19 protein-coding genes are annotated in these 20,836 nt (G+C 71.8%); 10 read left to right on the forward strand and 9 right to left on the reverse strand.

Annotation, left to right across the window (positions count from 1 at the left end; translation table 11 throughout):
- Positions 1 to 181 precede the first annotated feature (181 nt).
- Genes AC5DRG_RS07760 through AC5DRG_RS07770 form a run of 3 tightly spaced genes read left to right on the forward strand, consistent with a single transcriptional unit; the run spans position 182 to position 3,620 of the window.
- Positions 182 to 1,489, forward strand: coding sequence for a DUF6777 domain-containing protein (locus AC5DRG_RS07760; RefSeq protein WP_491809125.1), 1,308 nt, complete (start codon positions 182 to 184; stop codon positions 1,487 to 1,489).
- Between the two features lie 27 nt (positions 1,490 to 1,516).
- Positions 1,517 to 3,436, forward strand: coding sequence for a serine/threonine-protein kinase (locus tag AC5DRG_RS07765; protein ID WP_491809127.1), 1,920 nt, complete (start codon positions 1,517 to 1,519; stop codon positions 3,434 to 3,436).
- A gap of 13 nt (positions 3,437 to 3,449) precedes the next feature.
- A complete protein-coding gene (locus AC5DRG_RS07770; RefSeq protein WP_491809129.1) occupies positions 3,450 to 3,620 on the forward strand; it encodes a hypothetical protein in 171 nt (56 codons plus the stop codon).
- A 3-nt stretch (positions 3,621 to 3,623) separates the two neighbouring features.
- Here the strand turns inward: AC5DRG_RS07770 and AC5DRG_RS07775 are convergent, their stop codons facing one another.
- Genes AC5DRG_RS07775 through AC5DRG_RS07790 form a run of 4 tightly spaced genes read right to left on the reverse strand, consistent with a single transcriptional unit; the run spans position 3,624 to position 7,708 of the window.
- Entirely contained in the window at positions 3,624 to 4,847 is a 1,224-nt protein-coding gene (locus tag AC5DRG_RS07775; protein ID WP_491809131.1) for a sensor histidine kinase, read from the reverse strand.
- A complete protein-coding gene (locus AC5DRG_RS07780; RefSeq protein ID WP_491809133.1) occupies positions 4,844 to 6,571 on the reverse strand; it encodes a sodium/solute symporter in 1,728 nt (575 codons plus the stop codon). The genes AC5DRG_RS07775 and AC5DRG_RS07780 overlap by 4 nt, the downstream gene beginning before the upstream one ends.
- Before the next feature lie 5 nt (positions 6,572 to 6,576).
- The gene (locus tag AC5DRG_RS07785; RefSeq protein ID WP_491809135.1) at positions 6,577 to 6,936 is read right to left on the reverse strand and encodes a hypothetical protein; all 360 of its coding nucleotides are present in this window, start codon (positions 6,934 to 6,936) and stop codon (positions 6,577 to 6,579) included.
- A 16-nt stretch (positions 6,937 to 6,952) separates the two neighbouring features.
- Positions 6,953 to 7,708, reverse strand: coding sequence for a LytR/AlgR family response regulator transcription factor (locus tag AC5DRG_RS07790; RefSeq protein ID WP_491809137.1), 756 nt, complete (start codon positions 7,706 to 7,708; stop codon positions 6,953 to 6,955).
- Between the two features lie 92 nt (positions 7,709 to 7,800).
- On the opposite strand from AC5DRG_RS07790, the gene AC5DRG_RS07795 reads away from it, so the two are divergent.
- The 7 genes from AC5DRG_RS07795 (at position 7,801) to AC5DRG_RS07825 (ending at position 16,505) form a co-directional block, all read left to right on the forward strand.
- Entirely contained in the window at positions 7,801 to 8,286 is a 486-nt protein-coding gene (locus tag AC5DRG_RS07795; protein ID WP_491809139.1) for an Lrp/AsnC family transcriptional regulator, read from the forward strand.
- A 155-nt stretch (positions 8,287 to 8,441) separates the two neighbouring features.
- Positions 8,442 to 9,254: a dimethylargininase gene (ddaH, locus tag AC5DRG_RS07800; RefSeq protein WP_491809141.1), complete on the forward strand. Its 813-nt coding sequence runs from the start codon at positions 8,442 to 8,444 to the stop codon at positions 9,252 to 9,254.
- Positions 9,251 to 10,489, forward strand: coding sequence for an ornithine--oxo-acid transaminase (gene rocD / locus AC5DRG_RS07805; RefSeq protein ID WP_491809143.1), 1,239 nt, complete (start codon positions 9,251 to 9,253; stop codon positions 10,487 to 10,489). The genes ddaH and rocD overlap by 4 nt, the downstream gene beginning before the upstream one ends.
- A gap of 210 nt (positions 10,490 to 10,699) precedes the next feature.
- Positions 10,700 to 13,189, forward strand: a complete 2,490-nt coding sequence (locus tag AC5DRG_RS07810) for a SpoIIE family protein phosphatase (RefSeq protein WP_491809145.1) — start codon at positions 10,700 to 10,702, stop codon at positions 13,187 to 13,189.
- Between the two features lie 86 nt (positions 13,190 to 13,275).
- The gene (locus AC5DRG_RS07815; protein ID WP_491809147.1) at positions 13,276 to 14,505 is read left to right on the forward strand and encodes a PP2C family protein-serine/threonine phosphatase; all 1,230 of its coding nucleotides are present in this window, start codon (positions 13,276 to 13,278) and stop codon (positions 14,503 to 14,505) included.
- Positions 14,506 to 14,677: 172 nt separating this feature from the next.
- Positions 14,678 to 15,403: a lysophospholipid acyltransferase family protein gene (locus AC5DRG_RS07820; protein WP_491809149.1), complete on the forward strand. Its 726-nt coding sequence runs from the start codon at positions 14,678 to 14,680 to the stop codon at positions 15,401 to 15,403.
- Positions 15,404 to 15,467: 64 nt separating this feature from the next.
- Entirely contained in the window at positions 15,468 to 16,505 is a 1,038-nt protein-coding gene (locus AC5DRG_RS07825) for an NAD-dependent epimerase/dehydratase family protein (protein ID WP_491809151.1), read from the forward strand.
- Here the strand turns inward: AC5DRG_RS07825 and AC5DRG_RS07830 are convergent.
- The 5 genes from AC5DRG_RS07830 to AC5DRG_RS07850 all read right to left on the reverse strand — a co-directional run bounded on the left by AC5DRG_RS07830 (position 16,502) and on the right by AC5DRG_RS07850 (position 20,827).
- A complete protein-coding gene (locus tag AC5DRG_RS07830) occupies positions 16,502 to 17,263 on the reverse strand; it encodes an urease accessory protein UreD (protein WP_491809153.1) in 762 nt (253 codons plus the stop codon). The genes AC5DRG_RS07825 and AC5DRG_RS07830 overlap by 4 nt on opposite strands.
- Positions 17,260 to 17,937 carry an urease accessory protein UreG gene (gene ureG / locus AC5DRG_RS07835; RefSeq protein ID WP_491809155.1) on the reverse strand — a complete coding sequence of 226 codons (678 nt, stop codon included), beginning with the start codon at positions 17,935 to 17,937 and terminating at the stop codon, positions 17,260 to 17,262. Before ureG ends, AC5DRG_RS07830 begins: the two co-directional genes overlap by 4 nt.
- A gap of 190 nt (positions 17,938 to 18,127) precedes the next feature.
- On the reverse strand, positions 18,128 to 18,802 hold the full coding sequence (locus tag AC5DRG_RS07840; RefSeq protein WP_491809157.1) for an urease accessory protein UreF: 675 nt from the start codon (positions 18,800 to 18,802) through the stop codon (positions 18,128 to 18,130).
- Positions 18,802 to 20,523: an urease subunit alpha gene (locus AC5DRG_RS07845; RefSeq protein WP_491809159.1), complete on the reverse strand. Its 1,722-nt coding sequence runs from the start codon at positions 20,521 to 20,523 to the stop codon at positions 18,802 to 18,804. Before AC5DRG_RS07845 ends, AC5DRG_RS07840 begins: the two co-directional genes overlap by 1 nt.
- Entirely contained in the window at positions 20,516 to 20,827 is a 312-nt protein-coding gene (locus tag AC5DRG_RS07850) for an urease subunit beta (protein ID WP_491809161.1), read from the reverse strand. Before AC5DRG_RS07850 ends, AC5DRG_RS07845 begins: the two co-directional genes overlap by 8 nt.
- Positions 20,828 to 20,836: the final 9 nt, after the last annotated feature.

The raw sequence follows: 20,836 nt of genomic DNA on the forward strand, positions 1-20,836 counted from the left end.
CCCGACTGAACGGCTTTTCCATTCAGTAGCATGAAACGCGTTGGGGGAACCGCCGGGGGGAGCGGTGATGACAATTCGCGTTTTTGTGCAAAGGACAGGGAAATCGGTGGTCCGGAGGATCGCCGTTCTCCTGGTGTTCGGTCTCGTCCTCAGCGGGTGTGACCGGAACACGCCATTACTTGTGGTGAAGGCCGTCGCCGCGGGAGTTCCGGCGCTCGCACCTTTCTTCGACGAGGGCCAGGGGCTGGGTCATGACGCCCAGGTGAAGTCCCAGCCGGTGCGCGGCAGTCTGCAGCAGGGCGACACACCTGGCCTGTACGGCGGGACGCGGCAGCCGACGATCTGTGACGTCGCCAAGCTGAAGGCGTTCCTCACGGATCCCAGGAACGACAAGAAGGCACAGGCGTGGGCGAGTGTCCAGAAGATCACGAAGGCTGAGATCCCCGCCTTCCTGGACGGACTCACTCCTGTTCTCCTGCGTCACGACACGCTCGTGAAGAACCACGATTACAAGAAGGGCAGCGCGGTTCCCTTCAATTCCCTGCTTCAGGCGGGAATCGCGGTTCTCGTGGACGACCAGGGAATGCCGACCGTGAAGTGCTCATGCGGAAATCCGCTGCGTCCCTTCGAGGGCGACACAGGGGACATCTCGGTCCGTTTCGAGGACGGCAACAAGAAGTGGAAGGGGTACGACCCCGACACCGTGCTGACGGTCCGGCCCGCGGCCTCCAAGCTCGACCGGTTCGCGCTCGTCGACGTCGACGAACCGGACCGCGGGATCTACCGGGAGACTGGCACCACGGGCCAGGCCGACAAGACCTTCGACACCCGCGAGCGGCACCCCGTACCGAACCTCGCCGGGACGACGTACGCGCAGGCGCGCAGGCAGCTGACCGACGAGGGGCTGGCCGCCGGGTACGACGGGAAGGGAGCGCCGCCGGACGACTCGACGGTCACGGCGTCGGATCCGCCGGCGGGGACCGAGCTGCGGTTCGGGGAGTACGTGATCCTGAGCGTGACCGGGGGCACCAGCGAAGGGGCGGACAGTCCCCCGGGGTCGGGCTCAGGGTCGGATTCGGGGTCCGGGTCCGGGTCGTCCGAATCGGGGCCCGGTGCCCCCGACTCGTCCTCGACCGCTCCGCCCTCCTCCCCCGGGTCGTCGGATTCCGGGCCGTCGTCCTCCGGGCCGTCCAGCGGTGGTCCCTCGTCCTCGGGGCCGTCGAGTTCCGGGCCGTCCGGTGACGGTCCCTCCTCCGACTCGCCGTCGTCGAGTACGCCGGCCAGCCCGGACCCGGTGACCAGCTCGCCGGCGGAGGTGACGAGTTCGCCTCCGGAGGTGTCCAGCCCGCCTCCGGAGGTCACCAGCTCGCCTCCCACGAGCGAGCCGGTCACCAGCAGTGCGCCGCCCCCGCCCAGCGCGCCCGTCACGAGCGAGCCGGCGAGCAGCGAGCCGGTCACGAGTGAGCCGACGGCCAGCGTCTCCACGTAGCGCCCCCGTAGAACCGGGAGTCAACGGATGCATTCAGGATCTTCGACGTCGGGAGTGGGCCGGGTCATCGCCGGCCGCTATCTGCTGTTGAACCAGCTCGGCAGCGGCGGCATGGGCCATGTGTGGCTCGCCCACGACCAGAGACTGGCCTGCGAGGTCGCGCTCAAGGAGATCGTGTTCCGCAGCCCGGCCGAGGCCGACGACGAGCGGGAGGCGCGGGTCGCCCGTGCCCGTGCGGAGGCCCGGCACGCGGCGGGGCTGCGCGGCCATCCGCATGTGGTGACCGTGCACGACGTGCTGGAGCACGAGGGGCTGCCCTGGATCGTCATGGAGTACGTGGCGGGCGCCGTCGATCTGCGCGACCTCGTCGAGCAGCGCGGCCCGCTGGCTCCCGCCGAGTGCGCCCGCATCGGGCTCGCCGTGCTGGACGCGCTGACCGCCGGGCACGACAAGGGCGTCATGCACCGGGACGTGAAGCCCGCGAACATCCTGCTGGCGCCGGACCGCACGGGGGCGCCGTACGCCCGGATCCTGCTCACCGACTACGGCATCTCCGTTCAGCCGGACGCGGGCGAGACGCGGTGGACCGTGGCGTCGGTGCTCGTGGGGACGGCGGGGTATCTGGCGCCGGAGCGGGTCACGGGCGGGCCGCCCACTCCGGCCGCCGACCTGTTCTCGCTGGGCTGCACGCTCTATCACGCCGCCGAGGGGTGCGGGCCGTTCGAGCGGGCCACGCACGTCGAGGAGATCAGCGCGGTGGTCATGGAGGAGCCGCGTCCCATGGAGCGCGCGGGTGCGCTGGCGCCGGTCCTCGGGGCGATGCTGACGAAGGATCCCGGGCTGCGGATCTCGGCGGCGGAGACGGTGGCCGCGCTGTCGCGGATCGTCACGCCGCAGGCCGAGGCGGAGGCGTATGCGCGGACACAGACCGACATCGGGTCGCAGCCGCCCTGGGCCGGTGTGGCCCCGCCCGCCCCGGTCCCCGCGGCGCCGGTTCCGCCGCCGCCCGGGCCGGGGTTCGCGACGGGTCCGAGGACCGGTCCGCAGGGGTTCGGTCCCCTGGTCGCGCCCCTGCCCGTTCCGGTGCCCATGTCGGGCAGTCGTCGGCGTACCCGCCCCCGGGTCCTCCAGTCGGCCATCGCGGGCGCCCTGGGGCTGGCCCTTGCGCTCGGCGGGGTCTGGTACGCCATGGCCCATCAGCCGCCCGGGGAAGGGGGCGGGGGCGGGGATGGGACCGTACAGCCGTATGGCGCGGCCGTCGGGCTGGCCGAGCCGCTCAAGGACGGTGACTGTGTCACCGTCCTCTGGCCCGGCGAGACCCGTTTCCAGGGCACACCGCGTCTGGCCCTGGATCCTGGGTGCGTCGGCGGGCCGCCCGACGGGCAGGTGATGGCGTCCGCGGCCTTCGCTTCCGCTGCCGAGGCGCGCGAGTCGGGGCCGGCCCGCTGTGAGGAGATGACGCGGGAGATCCGCGACAAGCTCGCGGACGTGCGCGGCTTCGCCGTCGTGCCGACCGACGAGGGTTTCGAGGCGGCCGGGCGGCGCACGGTCTGTCTGGTGCTCGGGGCGAACGGGCCGGTGTACGGGCCGCTCGGCGACCATCGCAGGCTCGGGACGGCGTTCGCCGACGTCTCCACCATGCAGAAGCGGGACTGTCTGGAGGTCCCGTCCAACCGGGCCGCGCGGCTCGTCGCGTGTTCCGGCGAGCACGACGAGGAGGTCATCGGGTTCACCCGGTTGGGCCCCGACGTGACCCTCGCCGAGGCGCGTACCGAGTCGGACGCGGCGTGTGGGCGGGAGGTGCCGCCGGGCGACTACGGATTCGATCCTTCCGTCTACCAGTCCGGTTCCTGGACGAGCGAGGGCCCCTGGAAGTCGGGGACACATTTCGTCGTGTGCACCGTGCGGAAGCAGAACGGGGGCACCATGGAGGGGGACGAACCATGAGGAGGGTGTTGCGATGCCCGGTTCTACGAACGGCTCCACCAAGACGATGGGGGTGCTCACCGTCGGCGGACTCGTCGTGGTGACCGCCTACACGGTGGCCCTCGGCAGCAACGGCTGGCTGTGGTTCGGCTGGGTCGTGCTGGGGCTGATCACCGTCGGCATGGTGGTCACCCGCAGCACCTGAGGCTCACTCCTGGGTGAGCCTTCCCGCCGAGTGCACCCCCGGCTGGTACTTGGGCAGCCGGGCGGTGACCTTCATTCCGGCGCCCACCGCGGTCTCGATGACGAGGCCGTAGTCGTCTCCGTAGACCTGGCGGAGCCGGTCGTCGACGTTGGACAGTCCGATGCCGCCGGACGGGCTGACCTCGCCGGCGAGGATACGGCGGAGCAGTTCGGGGTCCATGCCCGCGCCGTCGTCCTCGATGACGACCAGCGCCTCGGCGCCCGCGTCCTGCGCGGTGATGCTGATGTGGCTCTTGCCGGCAGGCCCGGACGGCACAGCCTTGCCTTCGAGTCCGTGTTTGACGGCGTTCTCGACGAGGGGCTGGAGGCAGAGGAAGGGCAGGGTGACCGGCAGCACCTCGGGGGCGATCTGGAGGGTGACGGAGAGACGGTCGCCGAAGCGTGCCCGCACCAGCGCCAAGTAGTGGTCGATGGCGTGGAGTTCGTCGGCGAGGGTGGTGAACTCGCCATGCCTGCGGAACGAGTAGCGGGTGAAGTCGGCGAACTCCAGGAGCAGTTCGCGGGCGCGTTCGGGGTCGGTGCGGACGAACGAGGCGATCACCGCGAGCGAGTTGAAGATGAAATGCGGGGAGATCTGGGCCCGAAGTACCTTGATCTCGGCCTCGATCAGCCGGGTGCGGGACTGGTCCAGGTCCGCCAACTCCAGCTGGACGGAGACCCAGCGGGCCACCTCCCCCGCGGCCCGGACGAGGACGGCGGACTCGCGCGGGGCGCAGGCGACGAGCGCCCCGTGCACCTTGTCGTCGACGGTGAGGGGGGCGACCACGGCCCAGCGCACGGGGCAGTCGGGGGCGTCGCAGGTCAGCCGGAACGCCTCACCGCGGCCGGTCTCCAGGGGGCCTGCGAGGCGTTCGACGATCTCGGCGCGGTGATGGTCGCCCACCCCGTCCCAGACGAGGACGTCCTTGCGGTCGGTCAGGCACAGCGCGTCGGTGCCGAGGAGCGTGCGCAGTCGGCGTGCCGAGCGGCGGGCGGTCTCCTCGGTGAGGCCGGCCCGCAGCGGGGGCGCGGCGAGGGAGGCGGTGTGCAGGGTCTCGAAGGTGGCGTGCTCGACGGGCGTGCCGAGGCCGCCGAGGCTCTCCGGGCGTGCCGTGCGCCGGCCCAGCCAGAAACCGGCGGCCAGCAGCGGGAGTACGGCGACGAGGAGTCCCGCCAGGAACCCGCTCATGCCTTCACCTCCGCCCGGAGTTCCTCGGTCCGCAGCTCCTCCGGGAGATGGAACCGCGCCAGGATCGCCGCCGTCCCGGCCGGCACCCGACCCGGGGTCGCCAGGGACACCAGCACCATGGTGAGGAAGCCCAGCGGCACCGACCAGAGCGCGGGCCAGGCCAGCAGCGAGTGCAGCGGGCCCGATCCGGGGAAGCCCGCCATGGTCGCGGCCACGGCGCCGAACGCGGAGCCGCCGCCGACCAGCATCCCGGCGGCCGCGCCGGGCGGGGTCAGCCGCCGCCACCAGATGCCGAGGACGAGCAGCGGACAGAAGGACGACGCGGACACGGCGAAGGCGAGCCCGACGGCGTCGGCGACCGGCAGTCCGCCGACCAGGACGCTCGCGGCGAGCGGTACGGCCATCGCGAGGACCGTGCCGAGTCTGAAGTGCCGTACCCCGCGCGTCGGAAGGACGTCCTGGGTGAGGACACCCGCCACGGCCATCGTCAGCCCCGACGCCGTGGACAGGAACGCGGCGAAGGCCCCGCCCGCCACCAGCGCGCCGAGCAGGTCGCCGCCGACGCCGCCGATCATCCGGCCCGGCAGCAGCAGTACGGTGGCGTCCGCGTCGCCGGTGATGGTGAGCTCGGGGGCGTACAGGCGGCCGAGGGCGCCGTACACGGGCGGCAGCAGGTAGAAGGCGCCGATGAGGCCGAGGACGGCCACCGTGGTGCGGCGGGCGGCGACGCCTGTCGGGCTGGTGTAGAAGCGGACGACGACGTGGGGCAGGCCCATGGTGCCGAGGAAGGTCGCCAGGATGAGCCCGTACGTCGCGTACAGCGGGCGTTCCTCGCGGCTGGCGGCCAGCGAGGTCGACATGCCGCCGTTGCTGCCCCGGTCGGCCACCGGGACGGCGGCGCCCTTGTCGAAGGTCAGGCTGGTGCCGCGTTCGATGTGATGGGTGCCGGCGGGCAGGCGCAGCCGCGCGTCCTGGTGCGGGCGGCCGTCGATCGTGCCGCTGACCGTGACGGTCAGGGGCCGGTCGAGCATCAGGTCGAGGGTGTCGTCGACGCGGACGACCTGCTGCTCGCGGAAGGTGGCCGGTTCCTCGAAGGCGTGGCGGGGTGCCCCGTCGCTCTGCCAGGCCAGGACCAGGAAGAGCGCCGGGACCAGCAGGGCGGTGAGCTTGAGCCAGTACTGGAAGGCCTGCACGAAGGTGATGCTGCGCATGCCGCCGGCGGCGACGGTCGCCACGACGACGACCGCGACGATCACCCCGCCGAGCGAGTCCGGCGCGCCGGTCAGCACCGTCAACGTCAGTCCCGCGCCCTGGAGTTGGGGCAGCAGGTAGAGCCAGCCGACCCCGACGACGAAGGCGCCCGCGAGCCGCCGCACGGCCTGCGAGGCGAGCCGCGCCTCGGCGAAGTCGGGGAGGGTGTAGGCGCCGGAGCGGCGCAGCGGGGCGGCGACGAAGAGGAGCAGGAGGAGATAGCCGGCCGTGTAGCCGACCGGGTACCAGAGCATGTCGGGGCCCTGGACGAGAACGAGGCCCGCGATGCCCAGGAAGGACGCGGCGGAGAGGTATTCGCCGCTGATGGCGGCCGCGTTGAGGCGGGGGCCGACGGTGCGGGAGGCGACGTAGAAGTCGGAGGTGGTGCGGGATATGCGCAGTCCGAAGGCGCCGACGAGGACGGTCGCGACGACCACCAGGGCGACGGCGGGGACGGCGTAGGAGGAGTTCACGGAGGTCAGCGGTCCTCGACCAGGCGGACGAAGTCCCGTTCGTTGCGCTCGGCACGGCGGACGTACCAGCGGGCGAGCAGGACCAGCGGGGCGTAGAGGCAGAAGCCGAGGACCACCCATTCGAGGCGATGGGCGTCCTGTGTGGCCGCGAAGACGAGGGGCAGCGGGCCGATGAGCATCACCAGGACCGCGAACACGGCGAGGGCGGCGCGGAGTTGGGTGCGCATGAGGGAGCGGACGTAGGTGTGGCCGAGGGTGGTCTGTTCGTCGATCTCGGTGCGTGGACGGTAGTAGCCGGAGGCGCGGCGGGTGCGCCGGGGCGGTCCGGTGACGACGACGCGCCGTTCGGTGGGGTCCTGGGGCATGGGGTGGTGCGCCTCCTCAGCCGGTGGTCCGGCGCATCAGCAGGTCCCGCAGCTCGCGTGTGTGGCGTCGGCTGACCTGGAGTTCCTCGGTGCCGACCAGAACGCTCACCGTACCGGCGTCCAGGCGGAGTTCGCCGATGTGGCGCAGGGCGACGAGGTGCCGTCGGTGGATGCGGACGAAGCCGCGGGAGCGCCAGCGTTCCTCCAGTGTGGACAGCGGGATGCGCATGAGGTGGCTGCCCTTCACGGTGTGCAGCCGGGCGTAGTCGCCCTGGGCCTCGACATGGGTGATGTCCTCGACGGCCACGAAGCGGGTCACGCCGCCGAGTTCGACGGGTATGTGGTCGGGGTCGGGTTCGTGCACGGGGATGCGCGGGGCGGCGTCGCTGAGCTCGGCGGCTCTGCGGACGGCCTCTGCAAGGCGTTCCTTGCGGACGGGCTTGAGGACGTAGTCGACGGCCTTGAGGTCGAAGGCCTGGACGGCGAAGTCCTCGTGGGCGGTGACGAACACGATCAGCGGCGGCTGGGCGAAGCCGGTGAGGAGCCGGGCCAGGTCGAGTCCGTCGAGGCCGGGCATGTTGATGTCGAGGAAGACGACGTCGATCGCCTCGGGACCGCCGGGGCCGGATTCCAGCGCCCGGTTGATCCGGCGCAGCGCCTCGGTGGCGTCGCCGGCGCCTTCCGCGCTGCCGACGCGTGGATCCGCGTTGAGCAGGTACAGCAGCTCCTCCAGTGAGGGGCGTTCGTCGTCGACGGCGAGGGCGCGCAGCATGAACGTGGAGTGTAGGAGTAATTCGTACGCCTGCACACGTGCCCGGTGCGGAGGGACGTCCCCGCTGGATACGGTCTGGATACAGTGCGGCCATGAACAGCAGGCCCACCCCCTTCGACGACCTCGACCGGAAGATCGTCACCGCGCTGATGGCGAACGCCAGGACCAGTTTCGCCGAGATCGGCGCGGCGATCGGGCTGTCGGCGACGGCGGTGAAGCGCCGGGTGGACCGGCTGCGGGAGACGGGCGTGATCACCGGGTTCACGGCGACGGTGCGGCCGTCGGCGCTGGGCTGGCGTACGGAGGCGTATGTCGAGGTGTACTGCGAGGGCGCGGCCCCGCCGCGGCGGATCGCGGAGGTGGTCCGCAACTACCCGGAGATCACCGCGGCGATGACGGTGACCGGCGGCGCGGACGCGCTGCTGCATGTGCGGGCGCGGGACGTGGAGCACTTCGAGGAGGTGCTGGAGCGCTTCCGGGCGGAGCCGTTCATCCGCAAGACGATCAGCGTGATGGTGCTGTCCCATCTGCTCCCGGACAGCCCGGAGGCGGGCGCGAGCCACGCGGCGCCGGAGTAAACCACAACACGCGCATCAGACATGCGTCTCGATGCAGAACAACGCAGCATTCCTGCGCGGACACGCAGCCCTCGTCGCTTGTCGATCGTCTCCGTCACTTCCTACCGTGGTGTCAACCCTCACCCGACACCGCAGGAAAGCGGAGGAACCCCTCTGTGCCCGACAGCCGTGTGCCGCTCCCCCGGCGCTTCCTCGTCTGCGAACCCAGACACTTCGCCGTGCAGTACGCGATCAACCCCTGGATGCGACCCGACGCCCAGGTCGACGTCGATCTGGCCCAGGAGCAGTGGCAGGCGCTGATCCGCGCCTACCTCGCCCACGGGCACACCGTCGAGACCGTGGAGCCGGTCCCCGGGCTCCCGGACATGGTCTTCGCCGCGAACTCGGCGGTCGTCGTCGAGGGCCGGGTCTTCGGCTCCCTCTTCCACGCGCCCGAGCGCCGCCCCGAGTCCGGCCACTACGACCTGTGGTTCAAGACCGCCGGCTACGAGGTGCACCGCCCCGAGTCGGTCTGCGAGGGCGAGGGCGACCTGGTTCCGACGGGCCGGTACGTCCTGGCCGGTACCGGGTTCCGGACGACCCGCGAGGCCCACCGCGAGGTGCAGGAGTTCTTCGGCGTCCCGGTGATCAGCCTCCAGCTGGTGGACCCGTACTTCTACCACCTGGACACGGCGCTGTTCGTCCTGGACGCCGAGAACATCTGCTACTACCCGGAGGCGTTCTCCCCGGGCAGCCGCGAGGTGCTCGCCCGGCTGTACCCGGACGCGGTGCCGGCCACCCGCGAGGACGCGATGGCCTTCGGCCTCAACTCCGTGTCCGACGGACGCCATGTCTTCATCGCGCCGGGCGCGACCGCGCTGGCCGACGAGCTCGTCCGCCACGGCTATGTCCCCGTCCCCGTCGACCTGTCCGAGTTCCAGAAGGCCGGCGGCGGCATCAAGTGCTGCACCCAGGAGATCCGCTCATGACCGCACCCGCACGTGCCATCGAGGAAACCCGTACTTCGGCCGACCTGATCCGCGCCGAGGAGCCCGTCCTCGCGCACAACTACCACCCGCTGCCCGTGGTCGTGGCCCGCGCCGAGGGCGCCTGGGTGGAGGACGTCGAGGGCCGCCGCTACCTCGACATGCTGGCCGGCTACTCGGCCCTCAACTTCGGCCACCGCCACCCGGCGCTGACCGAGGTGGCCCACCGTCAGCTCGACCGGCTGACGCTCACCTCCCGCGCCTTCCACAACGACCGGCTGGCCGAATTCGCCGAGCGCCTGGCCGAGTTGACGGGCCTGGACATGGTGCTGCCGATGAACACGGGCGCCGAGGCGGTCGAGAGCGGCATCAAGGTGGCCCGCAAGTGGGCGTACGAGGTGAAGGGCGTCCCCGCCGACCAGGCCACGATCGTCGTCGCGGCGGACAACTTCCACGGCCGTACGACGACCATCGTCAGCTTCTCCACGGACGAGACCGCCCGGGCCGGTTTCGGCCCCTTCACGCCCGGCTTCCGTATCGTCCCGTACAACGACCTGGCCGCGCTGGAGGCGGCCGTCGACGAGACGACCGCGGCCGTGCTCATCGAGCCCATCCAGGGCGAGGCCGGGGTCGTCATCCCGGACGACGGCTATCTGACCGGCGTACGCGAGCTGACCCGCCGCAAGGGGTGCCTGTTCATCGCGGACGAGATCCAGTCGGGCCTCGGCCGTACGGGCCGCACGCTCGCCGTCGAGCACGAGGGGGTCGTGCCGGACGTGGTGCTGCTCGGCAAGGCGCTGGGCGGCGGGATCGTGCCGGTCTCCGCGGTGGTCGGGCGCCGGGACGTCCTCGGGGTGCTGCGGCCGGGCGAGCACGGCTCGACGTTCGGCGGCAACCCCCTGGCCGCCGCCGTGGGCACGGCGGTGGTCGAGCTGCTGGAGACCGGCGAGTTCCAGCGCCGGGCCACCGAGCTGGGCGCGGTCCTGCGGGACGGGCTGACCGGGCTGGTCGGCAAGGGCGTCGTCGGCTTCCGCGCCCGCGGGCTGTGGGCGGGCGTCGACGTCGACCCGGCCATCGGCACCGGCCGCGAGGTCAGCGAGCGACTCATGCGCGAGGGAATCCTGGTCAAGGACACCCACGGCTCCACCATCCGACTGGCCCCGCCGCTGACCATCACCGGCGAGGAACTCCGGTCGGCTCTCGGGACGCTGGAGAGCGTGTTGACGCGGGGGGCCTGACCACGGGCAGGCGAAGCGGACCTGGTGAAGTCGGCTGCGGACCCGCGCCCCGAAGGGGGCGCGGGGAACTGCGCGACCAGCCCCCACCGACCCGCGGCAAACGAACCGCATAACCCAGCGGACCACCTGACGCCCAGTGCGAGCGAGTCGCGGCGGGTGAAGATGGGAACAAGAGGTGGTAGACCACTCTCAGCGACAGAGAGGTCGGCCGTGGGCGTACACGAGGAGCACGACGTTGCCCGGCAGCGGTTCGATGTGGCGGACGCCGCGCCCCTGCTGCTCGACGCGCAGGGTGTCGTGACGAGCTGGACCAAGGACGCCGAGCGACTGCTGGGATACCCGGCATCCGAGGTCGTGGGCACGAGCGTCACCGCTCTGCTGTCCGCCGAGGATGCCGCCCGGGTACCGGAACTCACCGGGCGCTGCCGCAGGAACGGCGGCTGGGCGGGACTGCTGACCGTCCGGCACGGCGACGGGCGCCACGTCAGGGTCATGGTGCGGATCACCTCGGCCCAGGAGCCCCAGGGCCCCGCACGCTGTCTCGTACTGGTCTCGGAGATGGCCGACGCCCCCGGCTGGGACATGAGCCGGGCCGTGCTGGAGCAGATGGTCGACCGGTCGCCGGTCGGACTGGCGATCGTGGACACGAGCCTGCGCTTCGTCTGGTCGAACCCCGCCCTGGAGCAGTACGGCGGCGGCCCGCCCAACCGGCGCCTGGGGCTGCGGCTGGCGGACATCCAGCCCGGCCTGGACGCCGAGGCGATCGAGTCGCAGATGCGGCGCGCGCTGGAGACGGGCGAACCCGTGGTCGGGTACGAGCACGTCGGCCAGGTGCGGTCCGCGCCGCACCGGGAGACCGCGCACGTCATGTCGTTCACCCGACTGGACGACGACCGGGGCCGTCCCATGGGCGTCTACTACACGGTCGTGGACATCACCGAGCGGCACCGCGCCCGGCAGCGGCTGGCCCTGCTCGACCGGGCCGGCGAGCACATCGGCCGCAGCCTCGACCTCGTGCGGACCGCGCAGGAGCTGGCCGACGTGGCGGTACCGGCGTTCGCGGACCTCGTCACCGTGGACCTTCTGGAGCCGGTGCTGCGCGGCGGGGAGCCCGCACCCGGGCCGCTGAGCGACACGGATCCGGTGCGACTGCGCCGGGCCGGCCAGCAGTCGGTCCACGAGCACGTCCCGCAGGCCGTCGTCGGCGTCGGCGGGATCGCCGCGTACCTGGCCGGATCGCCCCCGATCCGCTCCCTCACCACGGGCCTGTCCTGGCGCGAGCGGCTGGACCCGCTGGCCACGGAGTGGGCCGCGGACACGCCCGGGAGCCGCGAGGCCACCTTCCTTGAGCTGGGGCTGCACAGCGTGCTGATCGTGCCGATCCGCGCGCGGGGCGCCACCCTCGGCGTCACCACCTTCTTCCGGCGCCACCAGCAGGAACACTTCGACGAGGACGACCTCAGCCTCGCCGAGGACCTCGTCTCCCGGGCGGCCGTCTGCGTCGACAACGCCCGCCGCTACACCCGCGAGCGCAACGCGGCACTGGTGCTGCAGCGCAGCCTGCTGCCCCACCGGCTGCCCGACCAGGACGCGGTGGAGGTGTCCGCCTGCTACCGCCCGGCCGACGAGCTGACCGGCCTCGGCGGCGACTGGTACGACCTCATCCCGCTGTCCGGCGCCCGCGTCGCCCTCGTCGTGGGCGAGGTGCCCGGTCACGGCATCGACGCCGCCGCGGCCATGGGGCGGCTGCGGACGGCCGTACGGACCCTCGCCGCGCTGGATCTGCCGCCCGAGGAGGTCCTCGCCCACCTCGACGACCTGGTCGCCCGGTCGGCGCGCGAGGAGGGCGTCGCGCCGGGCGCCGAGGGAACCGACAGCACCCAGGCCGTGGGCTCCGGATGCGTGTACGTCATCTACGACCCGGTCGACGGGCAGTGCGTGATGGCCTCCGCGGGCCATCCGGCGCCGGCCGTGATCCTGCCCGACGGCAGCGTCTCGTTCGTCGACCTCCCGCAGGGGTCGCGGTTGGGCGCGGGCGGGCCGCCCTTCGAGGCGGTCGAGCTGGCCCTGGCGGAGGGCAGCACGCTCGCGCTGCACACCGACGGTCTGCTCGACCATGGGGGCGCCTCCCACGCCCTTGAGGCAGTGGGGGACGACGAGGTGGTCGTCGGCGCGGACCGGGACCGGCTGCGCCGGGCGCTGGAACAGCCCGCGCCCTCGCTCGACCTGCGCTGCCGTGCCGTCGTCGACGCGCTGGCCCCGGCCCGCCCGCGCGACGACGTGGCCCTGCTGATGGCCCACACCCGTCTCCTGGGCGCCGAGCAGGTCGCGGACTGGGACCTGCCGAGCGACCCGGCGGTCGTCGCCGACGCCCGCAAGGGGGCCGCCCGCCAGCTGACGGACTGGGGGTTGGAGGACTTCGCGTTCATCACGGAACTGGTCGTCAGCGAGCTCGTCACCAACGCCATCCGGCACTCCACCGGCCCCGTCCGGCTCCGGCTGATCAAGGACCGCGCCCTGATCTGCGAGGTCTTCGACGGCGGTGCCACCGCACCCCACCTGCGCCATCCGCGCACCACGGACGAGGGCGGGCGCGGGCTGCTGCTGGTCTCCCAGTTCACCCAGCGCTGGGGCACCCGGTTCGTCCCCGAGGGAAAGATCATCTGGGCCGAGCAGTCACTGACGGATCCGGTCGACTGACGGGGTCCCTGGGCGAGCGAGCAGGAGCCGATCCCCTCTCCCCATAACGTGGGAAACTGGTGTGAACCGGCGGTGAGGCGGCAGCCATGACGGATCCGGCGATCGACTACGGGGCGGTGTTCAGTGCCCTGCCCGGCATGGTCGCGCTCCTCACCCCCGACCTCGTGTACGCCGACGTCAACGAGGAGTTCGCACGCATGGTGAAGCGCACCCGGCGGGACCTGGTCGGCCGCTACCTGTTCGACGTCTTCCCCGACAACCCGAACGACCCCGCCGCCACCGGCATGCGCAACCTGGAGGCCTCGCTGCACCGCGTCCTGGCCACCGGCGAACGCGACGCCATGGCCCTGCAGCGCTACGACGTCGAGTCCCCCGAGCGGCCCGGCCAGTGGGAGGAGCGCTACTGGAGCCCGGTCAACGCGCCGGTGTGCGGCCCCGACGGCAAGGTGGTGCTGCTGGTGCACCGGGTCGAGGAGGTCACCGAACTCATCCGGGCCCGCGGCGGCACCGGCGGAAGCCGGGCCCGGGTGCTGGAGGCCGAGCTGTACACGCGGGCCCGCGAACTCCAGGAACTCAACGAACGCCTGCGCCAGGCCCACGCCCGCGAACGGGAGGTGGCGCTGGCTCTCCAGGAGGCGATGCTGCCGGCCCGTCGGCAGGTGGGCGACCACCGGGCCGCGGTGCGCTACCGCCCGGCGGTCGGCGCGCTCAACGTGTGCGGGGACTGGTACGACCTCGTCGACCTGGTCGGCGGCAACCGCATCGGAGTGTCCGTGGGCGACGTGGTCGGCCACGGACTGGCGGCCGCGGGCGTCATGGGCCAGCTGCGCAGCGCGCTCACCGCGACCTCGCGCGTCGCCGAGGGGCCCGCGCAGGCGTTGGACGTCCTGGGCCGGTACGCCCATGTGGTCGACGGCGCCGAATCGGCCACCGCGGTGACGACGTTCATCGACTTCGACCACCACACCATCAGCTACAGCAGCGCCGGCCACCCGCCGCCCGTACTGGTCCACCCCGACGGCCGCGTGGAGTTCCTCGACCGGGCCACCGACCCACCCCTGGACGCCCGCTCCGCCCCGCTCCCAAGACCCCAAGCGGACACCACCTACACCGACGGCGCCACGCTCGTCCTCTACACCGACGGCCTGATCGAACGCCGCCGCGAGGACATCGACACCGGCCTGACCCGCCTCGCCGAGTCCCTCACCCGCCACCTGGGAGCGGATCCCGAAGCCCTGGCCGACGCCGTCCTCCTGGAACTCCTGCCTCCGGGAGGTGCCACGGACGACACCGCGCTGGTCGTCGTACGGCTGTGAGCCGCCGAGCCGCCCGACCGTGCATCAGGAATGCGCCAAAGGGCCCAACCCGCCCCAACCGGCCCGGTTCCGGCGGCCACCGCCTGCCCCTACACTGGCAGCCCACCGCATGCCGGTTGACCTGCTGGAACGCGGCGGTTTGAGCCGAACCGCCGGAGCGAGGAGCGACCCCTTGTTCTACTACGTACTCAAATACGTACTGCTGGGCCCCCTGCTGAGACTGGTCTTCCGGCCTCGAATAGAAGGCCTCGAACACATCCCCGAGACGGGCGCGGCCATCGTCGCGGGCAACCACCTCTCCTTCTCTGACCACTTCCTCATGCCGGCGGTCCTCAAGCGCCGCATCACCTTCCTCGCCAAGGCCGAGTACTTCACCGGTCCGGGCATCCGGGGCCGCCTCACCGCGACCTTCTTTCGCAGTGCCGGACAGATCCCGGTCGACCGCTCCGGCAAGGAGGCCGGCCAGGCGGCGATCCGCGAGGGGCTCGGTGTGCTGCGCAAGGACGAGCTGCTCGGCATCTATCCCGAGGGCACGCGCTCGCACGACGGCCGCCTGTACAAGGGCAAGGTCGGGGTCGCGGTCATGGCGCTGCGGGCCCAAGTGCCGGTGATTCCCTGCGCGATGATCGGCACCTTCGAGGCGCAGCCGCCCGGCAAGGTCATCCCGACCCTCCACCCGGTCGTGATCCGCTTCGGCAAGCCTCTCGACTTCTCCCGCTATGCCGGCATGGAGAACGAGAAGGCGATCCTGCGGGCCGTCACCGACGAGATCATGTACGCGATCCTCACGCTGTCGGAGCAGGAGTACGTCGACCAGTACGCGGCCGTGGTCAAGGCGGACGAGGCCGCGGCCAAGGCGGAGAAGGAGCGGAAGTTCCCACGGATGCCGCTCAGTTGACCTGCCCTTCTGCCATCAGCAGAGCGGCACGGAAGATCGGCCGCGGCCGTCGTACGGTCGCTTCATGAAGCGTGCTGTGGTGATCGGAGCGACAGGTCAGATCGGGCGACCGGCGGTGCGGGCGCTGGTGCGGGACGGCTGGGAGGTGACGGCGGCGTCGCGCGGCGGGGAACGGGACGGGGCATGGCCCGAGGAGGTACGGGCGGTGCGGCTGGACCGCGAGGACGAAGGGGCACTGGCCGATCTGATCGGCGACGCCGGCTGCGATCTCGTGGTCGACGTCGTCGCCTACGGGGCCGATCACGCAAGGCAGTTGACGGCCCTGGCCGACCGCATCGGCTCCGCTGTGGTGATCTCCACCGCCGCCGTCTACGAGGACGACAAGGGCCGCAGCTTCGATACACAAGGCGAGCCGGACGGCTTCCCCGAGTACCCAGTACCCATTCCGGAGACCCAGCGGACGGTGGCCCCCGGTGAGGCGACGTACAGCACCCGCAAGGTGGCACTGGAGCGCGAACTCCTCGCCGCGGGCGACCGGTTGCCGACCACACTGCTGCGGGCGGGCGCCATCCACGGCCCACACTGCCGAACGCCGCGCGAACTGTACTTCGTGAAGCGCAACCTGGACGGGCGGCGCAGGCGCGTGCTCGCGTTCGGCGGCGAGAGCCGCTTCCACCCCGCGAGCGTGCACACGATCGCCGAGTTGATCCGCCTGGCGGCGGCGAAGCCCGGCACCCGGGTCCTCAACGCCTGCGACGCCGAGGCGCCGACTGTCGCCGAGATCGGCGCGGCGATCGACACGGTGATGGGCGTGCGGACGGAGTCGGTACTGGTCGCAGGCCCTCCCCCGGCACCCACGGTGGGTGACACGCCATGGTCGATCACCCACCCGGTGATCTGCGACATGTCGGCCGCGGAACGGGAGTTGGGCTACCGCCCGGTGGTCCGGTACGCCGAGACACTCCCGGAGACGATCGACTGGATCACCGCTCAACTGGCCGACCGGGACTGGCGCGAGGCGTATCCGAAGATGCTCAAGTCGTACGGCGACCTCTTCGACTACGAGGCGGAGGACGCCTGGCTGGCCAACTCTGGCGTCTAGCCGAAAGAGGCCAACGCCTCGTCCAGCAGCCGCCGCAACCGCAGCCCGTCGGCTGCCACGGCGGTCACGAGCGCGGCGGGCCCGGCGAGCGGAACGATGGCGGCACCCTCCCCCAACACTCGCGCGGCCACCGGGTCGGTGGCGAACTCGGGGCGTACGACGACGAGTTGCCCCACGGCCCGATGCCCCCCGAGTACGGCGGGCCCGTCCCAGCCACCGGGCGCACCGGGCCCGCAAGCCAGCTCCTGGTCGAGGACGGTACGCCCGCCGATCCGCAGGGTGAGGCGACTGGTGAGCCGCCCCGGCTCCTCACCGACCCGCCCGAGCACCTGCTCCTCGCGCAGGACGAGCCGCCCCGTAGCTCCGACTTCGGCGCGCGTGGTGACGTACAGGTCGCTCCCCTTGGCGGAGATCAACTGCTCGGGCAGCCACTGCAGTTCGCCGCCGTCGGCAACGCTGAGCCGAACGTCGTAGCGGCTCTCGCCCTTCGCCTGCCCCGGCAGCGCGATGGTGGCGGCGGCCGACCCGACACGCAGCCTGGCCCCCTCCTCCACACCGGCCCGCACCGTGAAGTGGTCACCGCCGAGCGGCCCGCTCATCGCGCCGACGAGCATGACGCGAGCTTCGCTGCCACTCCCCCGGGTGCGCCGCAGCGCGAGCGGCCCGTCGCCCTCCAACACGGGCAGGGAGGTCCCGCCCCTGCCGTCGTCGCGGGCGACGATCCTCGCCGTGGCCCTTACCCCGATCGACGCCGTCATGCCGTCCACGCGGAAAGCCGCGCACGCACCCAGTCGGCGACGTCCTTCACGCCGGGCTCGCTCCTGAGCGACTGGAAGACGACCGGCAACTCGGCGCGCTGCGCCTTGGCGTCGGCGGCCATCCGCCCGAGGTCGGAGCCGACGTACGGCGCGAGGTCGGTCTTGTTGACGACGAGCAGATCGGCGGTGGTGACCCCCGGACCGCCCTTGCGCGGAATATCGTCCCCGCCGGCGACGTCGATCACGAAGATCTGCGCGTCGACGAGCCCCTTGGAGAAGGTCGCGGTGAGATTGTCCCCACCCGACTCCACCAGGATGAGATCCAGCGGCCCGACCTCGTCCTCCAGATCCTCGACCGCTTCGAGGTTGGCGGAGATGTCGTCCCGGATCGCTGTGTGCGGACAGGCCCCCGTCTCCACGGCGGTGATCCGCTCGGGCGGCAACACGGCCTCCCGGAGCAGGAATTCGGCGTCCTCGCGGGTGTAGATGTCGTTGGTGACGACGGCGAGTGACAGCTCATCGCGCAGGGCACGGCAGAGCGCGGCGACGGTGGCGGTCTTCCCGGACCCGACGGGTCCACCGAGGCCGACACGGAGTGCGCGACGCGATCCGTCGGGGCGGTGGGCGTCGGCGCTGACGGCGGAGGGGCCGGAGTGGGAATGGTCGAGGTGCATAGCGGCGGCTCCAATGCTCAATAGGTGAGGTGACGGTTGGCGGCGCCCTCTCAGCCGGCTCCGGCACTCCCAGCCCGTCTGGGGGTCCCCCCTCTGGGGGAGTTTGAGGACGAGGCCGTTCAGGCTGAAGGGGGGTCTGGGGGCAGAGCCCCCAGGTTCGGGACGGGAAGGGACGGCGGGGGCGAGAAACCTACGACGCGAACAGACGCACAGCCCAAGCGGCATGCACCTCCGCACTGATCTCAAGCAATGGAGCCGAGGCCGCGGGCAACGCATCGACACCCTCGTCAACGACCCGCCGAGCCGCGTCAACCGCCCGATCCGCGACACGATCCAACTCCGGCGCCAGCCGAGCCAACACCCCGGTCGCATCAAAGGGGTCAAGACTCAGCAACCGCACAGTCGCACTCGCCGGCCCACTCACACTCTCGTACGCCGCACAGTACGCCGCATCCAAGGCCCCAAGCCCCGCCGCCCGAGCCGCAAGCCCCAACACCACAGGCTGATGAGCCCCCTTGGGGAACTCCCCCGCCAGCGAGTCGAGTTCGGCGGACGGCCACGTCGCCCGAGCGGCCCGCATCAACTGCCGCCCCAGCCGCCGCGCGGCAACCCGCAACGCAGGCGAAGGCGTACGCGCATCCGCCGCAGCGTCCAGCTCCACCGGATCGACCCCGGACGCGGCCGCCGCAGCCAACGCGGCCGACACCAGCCCCGCCGTCTGCAACCGCCCCCGGCAGAAGTCCTCCAGACTCCCCGCACCCGTGATCCGCCCCGCCTTCACGGCAGCCTCGGCCCCGCCGGAGTGCGCGTGCCCCCCGGCGGGAAAGCGGCCGTCGGCCAGGACGAGAAGCGCTCCCCTGCTCATCAGAAGAGGAAGTACCGCTGGGCCATGGGCAGTTCGGCAGCCGGCGTCGCCTCGACGAGCTCCCCGTCGATGTGCACGGCGAAGCTGTCGGGATCGATCTGGACCCGCGGCCGGGCATCGTTCTCGCGCATGTCCGCCTTGGTCACCGCGCGCGTGGAGTCGATGGCCATGAACTTCTTGCCGAGCTGAAGCCGCTCCGGCAGCCCGTCCTCGATCGCGAGCGGCGCCACGAAGTTGAACGAGTTCGAGGCGGGCGCCCGCCCGATCGCCCCGTACATCGGCCGGGGCAGGATCGGCTGCGGCGTCGGGATGGACGCGTTGGCGTCACCCATCTGCGCGTAGGCGATCTGCCCGCCCTTGATGACGAGGTGCGGCTTGACTCCGAAGAACGCCGGCTGCCACAGCACCAGGTCGGCGAGCTTGCCCGACTCGACGGAACCGACCTCACGGGCGAGGCCCTGCGCGAGCGCCGGGTTGATCGTGTACTTGGCGACGTAACGCCGTACGCGATGGTTGTCCGCGCGTCCGTCGCCGGGCAGCGCGCCCCGCTTGCGCTTCATGACGTGGGCGGTCTGCCAGGTCCGCATGATGACCTCACCGACGCGACCCATGGCCTGGGCGTCGGAGGAGATGATCGAGATGGCGCCCAGGTCGTGCAGGATGTCCTCGGCCCCGATGGTGGAGGGCCGGATCCGGGACTCGGCGAAGGCCAGATCCTCGGGGACCGCCGGGTTGAGGTGGTGGCACACCATCAGCATGTCGAGGTGTTCCTCGGCGGTGTTGACGGTGTACGGCCGGGTCGGGTTGGTGGAGCTGGGCAGCACGTGCGGCTCGGACACCACGGTCATGATGTCCGGCGCGTGCCCGCCGCCCGCACCTTCGGTGTGGTAGGCGTGGATGCCGCGTCCGGCGATCGCGGCGAGCGTGTCGCCCACGAAACCGGCCTCGTTGAGGGTGTCGGTGTGGATGGCGATCTGGATGCCGGTCCGGTCGGCCACGGTCAGCGCGGCGTCGATGACGGCGGGCGTGGTCCCCCAGTCCTCGTGCAGCTTGAGCCCGAGCGCCCCGCCGCGGATCTGCGACAGCATCGCGTCGTGGGAGACGGTGTTGCCCTTGCCCAGCAGGCCGAAGTTGAGCGGGTACTCCTCCATCGCCTCCAGCATCCGGGCCAGGTGCCAGGGGCCGGGCGTGACGGTCGTCGCCTTCGAACCCTCGGCCGGACCGGTGCCGCCGCCGATCAGCGTGGTGATGCCGGCGGAGAGGGCCTCGTCGGCGATCTGCGGGCAGATGAGGTGGACGTGCGCGTCGATGGCACCGGCGGTGAGGATCCGCCCGTTGCCGGCGATGATCTCGGTCTCGGGGCCGATCACCAGGTCGGGGTGGACGCCGTCCATGGTGTCCGGGTTGCCGGCCTTGCCGATGCCGGTGATCCGGCCGTCGCGGATGCCGACGTCGGCCTTGACGATGCCCCAGTGGTCGATGATGACGGCGCCCGTGATGACGGTGTCGGGGGTGCCGTCTGCGCGCGTAGCGCGGGCCTGGCCCATGGATTCGCGGATGACCTTGCCACCGCCGAACACGGCCTCGTCACCGGCGAGTCCGGGCCCGCCGGAACGGTCCTCCTCGATCTCGACGATCAGATCGGTGTCGGCCAGCCGGATGCGGTCACCGGTGGTCGGTCCGAACAGGTCCGCGTACGCGGCACGGGAGATCTCAGGCATCGAGGGCACCTCCGGTCTCGCCGCGCAGTCCGGGCACGATTCGGGCGCCGGTGAGCGGAACGAGTTCGACGTCGACGGGGATCCCGGGCTCGAAGCGCACGGCGGTGCCGGCGGCGATGTTGAGCCGCTTGCCGCGCGCGGCGGCACGGTCGAAGTCCAGGCCCGGGTTGGCCTCGGCGAAGTGGTAGTGGGAACCGACCTGGACGGGCCGGTCGGCGGCGTTGAGGACGGTCATCGCGGTGACCTCGCGGCCCTCGTTGTACACAACGGGCTCGTCCGCGAACAGGAACTCTCCGGGAATCATCGAAGGGCC

The sequence above is a fragment of the Streptomyces sp. JLBG701 genome (assembly GCF_058544905.1).

Excerpts from the sequence above, each read along its gene's own strand:
- AC5DRG_RS07785 (WP_491809135.1), bottom strand. The coding sequence starts at position 6,936 with ATGCCCCAGGACCCCACCGAACGGCGCGTCGTCGTCACCGGACCGCCC.
- AC5DRG_RS07840 (WP_491809157.1), bottom strand. The coding sequence starts at position 18,802 with ATGAGCAGGGGAGCGCTTCTCGTCCTGGCCGACGGCCGCTTTCCCGCC.
- AC5DRG_RS07845 (WP_491809159.1), bottom strand. The coding sequence starts at position 20,523 with ATGCCTGAGATCTCCCGTGCCGCGTACGCGGACCTGTTCGGACCGACC.
- AC5DRG_RS07825 (WP_491809151.1), top strand. The coding sequence starts at position 15,468 with ATGAAGCGTGCTGTGGTGATCGGAGCGACAGGTCAGATCGGGCGACCG.
- AC5DRG_RS07850 (WP_491809161.1), bottom strand. The coding sequence starts at position 20,827 with ATGATTCCCGGAGAGTTCCTGTTCGCGGACGAGCCCGTTGTGTACAAC.
- AC5DRG_RS07770 (WP_491809129.1), top strand. The coding sequence starts at position 3,450 with ATGCCCGGTTCTACGAACGGCTCCACCAAGACGATGGGGGTGCTCACC.
- ureG (WP_491809155.1), bottom strand. The coding sequence starts at position 17,937 with ATGCACCTCGACCATTCCCACTCCGGCCCCTCCGCCGTCAGCGCCGAC.
- AC5DRG_RS07775 (WP_491809131.1), bottom strand. The coding sequence starts at position 4,847 with ATGAGCGGGTTCCTGGCGGGACTCCTCGTCGCCGTACTCCCGCTGCTG.
- AC5DRG_RS07830 (WP_491809153.1), bottom strand. The coding sequence starts at position 17,263 with ATGACGGCGTCGATCGGGGTAAGGGCCACGGCGAGGATCGTCGCCCGC.
- AC5DRG_RS07790 (WP_491809137.1), bottom strand. The coding sequence starts at position 7,708 with ATGCTGCGCGCCCTCGCCGTCGACGACGAACGCCCCTCACTGGAGGAG.
- AC5DRG_RS07815 (WP_491809147.1), top strand. The coding sequence starts at position 13,276 with ATGACGGATCCGGCGATCGACTACGGGGCGGTGTTCAGTGCCCTGCCC.
- AC5DRG_RS07765 (WP_491809127.1), top strand. The coding sequence starts at position 1,517 with ATGCATTCAGGATCTTCGACGTCGGGAGTGGGCCGGGTCATCGCCGGC.
- AC5DRG_RS07795 (WP_491809139.1), top strand. The coding sequence starts at position 7,801 with ATGAACAGCAGGCCCACCCCCTTCGACGACCTCGACCGGAAGATCGTC.
- rocD (WP_491809143.1), top strand. The coding sequence starts at position 9,251 with ATGACCGCACCCGCACGTGCCATCGAGGAAACCCGTACTTCGGCCGAC.